The sequence below is a fragment of the Hominimerdicola aceti genome (genome assembly GCF_025567495.1).
In the GTDB taxonomy this organism is placed as follows: Bacteria; Bacillota; Clostridia; order Oscillospirales; family Ruminococcaceae; genus Hominimerdicola; species Hominimerdicola aceti.
Genome location: NZ_JAOQJZ010000027.1, coordinates 1 through 5153, shown reverse-complemented (window position 1 = coordinate 5153; position 5153 = coordinate 1). Strand labels below are relative to the sequence as shown.

The window sequence follows — 5153 nt, the reverse complement described above, 5'->3', positions numbered from 1 at the left end:
CCGCCAAATACGCCACCGAAAATAGCTCCGGTCACCACGCCGTCCTTAAAGCCCTCCCAGAATGAACCTCCTGACGCCCAACTTGATAATCCACCTATCAATCCGCCACTTAATGCACCTTTAAGAGCTCCCATCAAAATTCCTGAACCAAGCCAATTTAATCCGGGCACGAAACAAAGAACAATGCCAGTAATAACAACTACGACTGCAAGAATCTCTTTCCAATGCTCCTGGCACCACTCGCCGACCTTTTTGCAGCCGTCTTTGAACTTCTCCCAACCGCTTTTTTCGCATTCGGGCTTCAGATATTCATATTTATCGTAAAAATCATCTTTGCTCTTATTGATTGCATCGGCGGCGTCACCGTCAATGTGTACAACGTCGGCAATAAACTCATTTACATCTTTTTTGAGATTATCAAGAGCATCAATCTTATCTCCTTGGGTTTGCGTAGATGACTTTATGGAACTGATCACATCGTCAACATTACATATGCTGTTGTCGATCGTAAGTACTTTTAAATTAAGAGATTTCAAATCAGACTTATATTCTTTTACAGCTTTTTTAGCGTCGTTTATCAGACTCGGCATCTGATTGATCTTGCTTGCATATAGCGTAATAGTTGACATTTATCTATTCCTCTTCATACATTTTACGTCGGTAATATGCCATATCGTATGACGCATTCCATTTTTGAGCTCTCCAATCGGAAACAGCCGAGTTAGCTGATTTGATTCCCGACTCTATATCCTGTAATTCCGATTCTGCACGGTTTATACTTTCCTGCAATTCAGAAACTTTATTATCAACAGTTGTTTTTTTTGCTTCTGAGAGTAGAAAAGATATTGTCCAACGTACTTTTGGTTTTAGAGGATTCCGCACTGTAAACGTTGTTCAAGCTTTTGTTTGCCACAGAACTTGAACTTGCCATACTTCCAAAGTTATCAGAAGCCAGATCAACATTACTAGTGATCTTAGAAAGATCACCCTGCAATACCGAGTCTTTCTTTATCGCTTTGTTTAGATCCGAAGAAGCACTTTTGTGTTTTCTCAGATCCGTTTTAATCTGATTTATGTAGGAGATTTTTTGCTGCTTTTCAGATCTTAATTCATTTGCTCTGTTTTCGTAATTAGTTACTTCAGAACAAGCATCATAATATCTGTTTCTTGACTCGTAATAGTAATATTCGTAATCCATAAGCACATCCCCCTCATTTTGTTTTGTCGAACTATATATAACTGATTTGTATCTTTAAGAAGCAAGTTTTGTAATATCTACATTTTGATGGATCTAGACATTTTTATATTCTTTATTTTCCCTATAATCAGCGTTATAGCTTCTGTAAATACCATCAGTGGAATTAATTTTAAAACACTATGCTGAATAAATGACAGTAAGATCCATAAGCATATCTCAATTACTAAAACAATATATGATTTTTTTCTGTAAATTTGAATTTCGTCATTATCCAAAGGTTTGTTTTTATCCTCAACAGGAGCGAGTATAATACACACAATAAGCCCCGAAATAAGCATTATCACGCAACAGCTTGTTGAAAGAATTTGGAATTTTAACAGACACATCCAAATTATCATAATCAGCGATGATACTATGTAACATTTTTCTGATGAACTTGAATGATGACCTCCTGCGTAGCTTCTCAGTGGAATGTACGTTGCTAGAAGGATAATGCTTTCCAAAACTTTGCCAAAAACCACACCAATTAATATTGACGTGATAAAATTAAGCGTCAGTATCATCCCATACTGAAAGCCATATCTGTACAGGTCCCTTTTGTCAGACGAAATGACGTTTTCATTTTCAAGCTGTTGAGTGAGATACTCTGCAAGCTTAGCAAACATTAAAATTTGCGGAGACTCTTTGCATTTTTAGGAAGTTCTGGCTGATTATTGATCCAAAAACATGTGCTGTTAACGTTTACAGTTGTAACCGTCAATGCCAATGCAGCAAACATACCGCCATACTTCTTAAAGAACTTAAGCATAAAAGACTTCATAATTTCACTTCCTTTTACGATTATTGTGATATTCACACCATTATCATATCATATTAACATATACAAAGGTAAAGCAATGGTACGAATTATGGTGTTTTTGGGTACAAAAAAAGCAGTGCCCGTATCGGCACTGCCATATTTTTTATGATTTTTTCACTACATTATATAAAACTGCTTTTACAACATACTTGTCATCAACAATGTTGTTCTGGAGTTTTCCATTGTATTTTTCCAACGATGTCCTTACACTTATCAATCCGTATCCATGTTTTTCTGGATCATCATATTTGTTACTTATATTTGCAAATGTATTTTCTATTTTTATTACTATCATGCCTATTGAATAATTTATGTCAATATTAAGCTGCTTCACCGTTGCTTCTTTCAATGCATTCAGAGCATTATCTAACAAATTTCCTAATATTACAGTTAAATCAAATGAATTTACCTGTAATTCTTCAGGCAATACAATATGGCACGAAAAAACAACATTCATTTCATTGGCAATCGATAATTTATAATTCAACAAGCAATCAAAGTCTATATTACCTGTATTTACGAATTCTTTTTCGGTAATTAAATTATTGGTCATATTATTGATATATTCATCTGCCTTTGTGTAATTGCCGTTTTCTAAATCATATTTTAACTTTAACAAATGATTTTTCATATCATGCTTTAATAAGCGTATTTTCTTTTGTGACTCGTTCATTAATTGAATTTGATTTTTGTAAGCTTGATTAGAAGATTCAACAGCGTTAAACATGATTTTCATTTGCATATTTTCTATATATTTATCATACAAATAAAAGTTCAAAAAATTTATTATTAATAAAATCACCGATATCAGAAAACTCTTCACATTATAATCTGGACCAGATAGTTCTCCAATCATAATTGTTCCAGCTGAAATAATAATTAATAAAACTATATATTTAGAATTGACTATCACTTTCTCCTCTCTTTTAAAGCAATATCGAAATAAAAACACAAAGCCTAAAAATGAAATGCTTTGAGGAGCATTTCATTTGATTAATACAAAATTCGGATTTATACAAGTAAACATCCAATCAAAAAACATACCAACCGCACAAACGCCGATAGTTAGAAATATATAAGTTTGTATAGGCTTTTTATATTGTAACATTATCACGAACATAGGCAATATATTGCTGATCAAATTCAGCATTATGTTATCCATAAAAAGATACACACCGCAATTTATTAGATAATAAACAATATAAGTCAAGATCTCAGCAAATTGATGAAGTTTACTCTTGCCCAAAACCGCAGTAAAAAGTATGTATACAGCATACATATGCACCGCATTAGAGACTAAATATACCGTTGGCTGCATTTACGATCCTCCTATCTTGTCAGATAATATGTCCATTACACTGTTACGATATCCGTCGCTGATCTTTAGCCTTGTTCCGTTTGATAATACAACAGTTTCAAAATCTGCATCAACAATGTGATTGATATTAACAGCCAAGCCACGTTTTATTACAACCATATCATTTTTCATTTCATTAGTTACAGCATCACTAAATTTATGATAACAAATTATCTCTTCACTTGATGTAATCAATTTAAGCTTTTTTCTTTCACTTTGTATATAAATTATTTCGCTGACGGCTATTTTGTGCTTAATGTTTTCCAATGTATAAGTGAAGAATACATTACTGTTCGAATATAATTTGATGAAATTAGAAATACAAGGATAAAGTCGTTCTTTACTTACCGGTTTAATGATGAAATCAAAAGGGTGGACAGAAAATAACTCCATTGCGTATGAATCTTTAGCCGAGATGAATACTATCTGAGTCCTTATATCCCCAATCCTGCCTCTGATTTTTTTGCCCAAATCCACTCCATTCATATTAGGAAATTCTATATCCAAGAAAATTAAATGATAGCCCATTGAGGACTGCAATCTTTCATATAAATCTTCGCATGTTAAAAATATATCAACGTCAAAGTCCAAATTGTATTTGAACTGATATTCTAGCAATGATCTTTTGAGTTGGGCACATACATATTTTTCGTCATCTACTACCGCAATTCTAATCACGACGCTCACCTGCCTTAATTAACATTGTACCAAATATTTTACGTAAAATCAATACATAATTTGTTAAAATCGTGGTATAATACATTAATACAGATAAGACAAACCTTTCGCAAAATCTGCACCTACAGGCAAAAAGGCAAAAAATCAACGTAAAATCATGCATTATTTACTACCAATCAGATGTTTCTGACGGCTAAAAACTTTTAAGCTACAAAATTGAGTTTTTCAACATATTTCTTTTTTGTATCAAGCGATGAGTGAACATAGCGGTTAAGTGTAATATTAACATTAGAATGACCTAGCAACTCGCTGACAGTTTTAGCATCAAAGCCATTCTCAATACAAACAGTAGCGTATGTGTGACGCAGTAAATGAAAATTAACGTTTCGTATTCCACACTTTTTCAGGACGGATTTAAATCTGTTCTGCATTGTTCTCGGTTCGATCAGCTTGTGAGTTCCGGAAAGAATATAATTGTTTTCATTTTGTCGCCTTTCGTTAAGAATGTTTACAAGAAAGTTTGGTATTGGAATTTTCCGCTCTGATGTCCTGCTTTTTGGTGAACCAACAATGATCTTTGTTTTTGAATTTCCAATTTTCTCATTAATACGTTGAACAGTTTTTGAAATACGGATAATGCCACTCTGCAAATCAATATCGCTCCATTTTAAAGCACAAATCTCGCCAATACGCATACCGCTGTACATAGTAAGCAGTATACCAATGTTTGTGTTGTTCAGATTATTAACTAAATGGTTTTGCAAGTTTTTACGCTCGCTTTCGTTCAGTACCGAAATTTCATTTCTTTGGATCTTTGGCCTAGAAATACTGCACATTGGATTACTCAAGCCATACTCCTGCTCTGAATACTTAGCAATCGAACGCATTGCTACTATGATATCGTGAACAGTCTTGGCTGACAGTCCGCTATTTTTGTCAGATTTTCCATATTTCAGAAGATATTCGATAAAAGTGATGTAGTATAATAAAACTTGACACAATCCACCCACGAAAATATAATAAAAAAGAAGGAGAGTGTCAAGGAATGGGACAGGTAAAAC

Annotated in this window: 6 protein-coding genes and 1 pseudogene; all 7 read right to left on the bottom strand. The window is 33.6% G+C overall.

Going from position 1 to position 5153, the window contains the following annotated elements; genetic code table 11:
- Positions 1 to 629 (bottom strand): annotated as a pseudogene (locus OCV57_RS14145) (hypothetical protein); the annotation flags it as partial.
- 176 nt (positions 630 to 805) lie between these two features.
- On the bottom strand, positions 806 to 1198 hold the full coding sequence (locus tag OCV57_RS14140) for a hypothetical protein (protein ID WP_267302071.1): 393 nt from the start codon (positions 1196 to 1198) through the stop codon (positions 806 to 808).
- Between the two features lie 77 nt (positions 1199 to 1275).
- On the bottom strand, positions 1276 to 1863 hold the full coding sequence (locus OCV57_RS14440; RefSeq protein ID WP_394804292.1) for an accessory gene regulator ArgB-like protein: 588 nt from the start codon (positions 1861 to 1863) through the stop codon (positions 1276 to 1278).
- Complete coding sequence (locus OCV57_RS14135; RefSeq protein ID WP_267302072.1) at positions 1863 to 2006, bottom strand: cyclic lactone autoinducer peptide; 144 nt, start codon at positions 2004 to 2006, stop codon at positions 1863 to 1865. The genes OCV57_RS14440 and OCV57_RS14135 overlap by 1 nt, the downstream gene beginning before the upstream one ends.
- Positions 2007 to 2160: 154 nt before the next feature.
- Positions 2161 to 2970, bottom strand: a complete 810-nt coding sequence (locus OCV57_RS14130; RefSeq protein WP_267302070.1) for a sensor histidine kinase — start codon at positions 2968 to 2970, stop codon at positions 2161 to 2163.
- Between the two features lie 405 nt (positions 2971 to 3375).
- A complete protein-coding gene (locus OCV57_RS14125) occupies positions 3376 to 4092 on the bottom strand; it encodes a LytR/AlgR family response regulator transcription factor (RefSeq protein WP_038671349.1) in 717 nt (238 codons plus the stop codon).
- Between the two features lie 203 nt (positions 4093 to 4295).
- Positions 4296 to 5153, bottom strand: an 858-nt coding sequence (locus OCV57_RS14120; protein ID WP_267302068.1) for a tyrosine-type recombinase/integrase, incomplete at its 5' end; no start/stop codon positions are given.

Excerpts from the sequence above, each read along its gene's own strand:
- OCV57_RS14140 (WP_267302071.1), bottom strand. The coding sequence starts at position 1,198 with ATGGATTACGAATATTACTATTACGAGTCAAGAAACAGATATTATGAT.
- OCV57_RS14440 (WP_394804292.1), bottom strand. The coding sequence starts at position 1,863 with ATGTTTGCTAAGCTTGCAGAGTATCTCACTCAACAGCTTGAAAATGAA.
- OCV57_RS14135 (WP_267302072.1), bottom strand. The coding sequence starts at position 2,006 with ATGCTTAAGTTCTTTAAGAAGTATGGCGGTATGTTTGCTGCATTGGCA.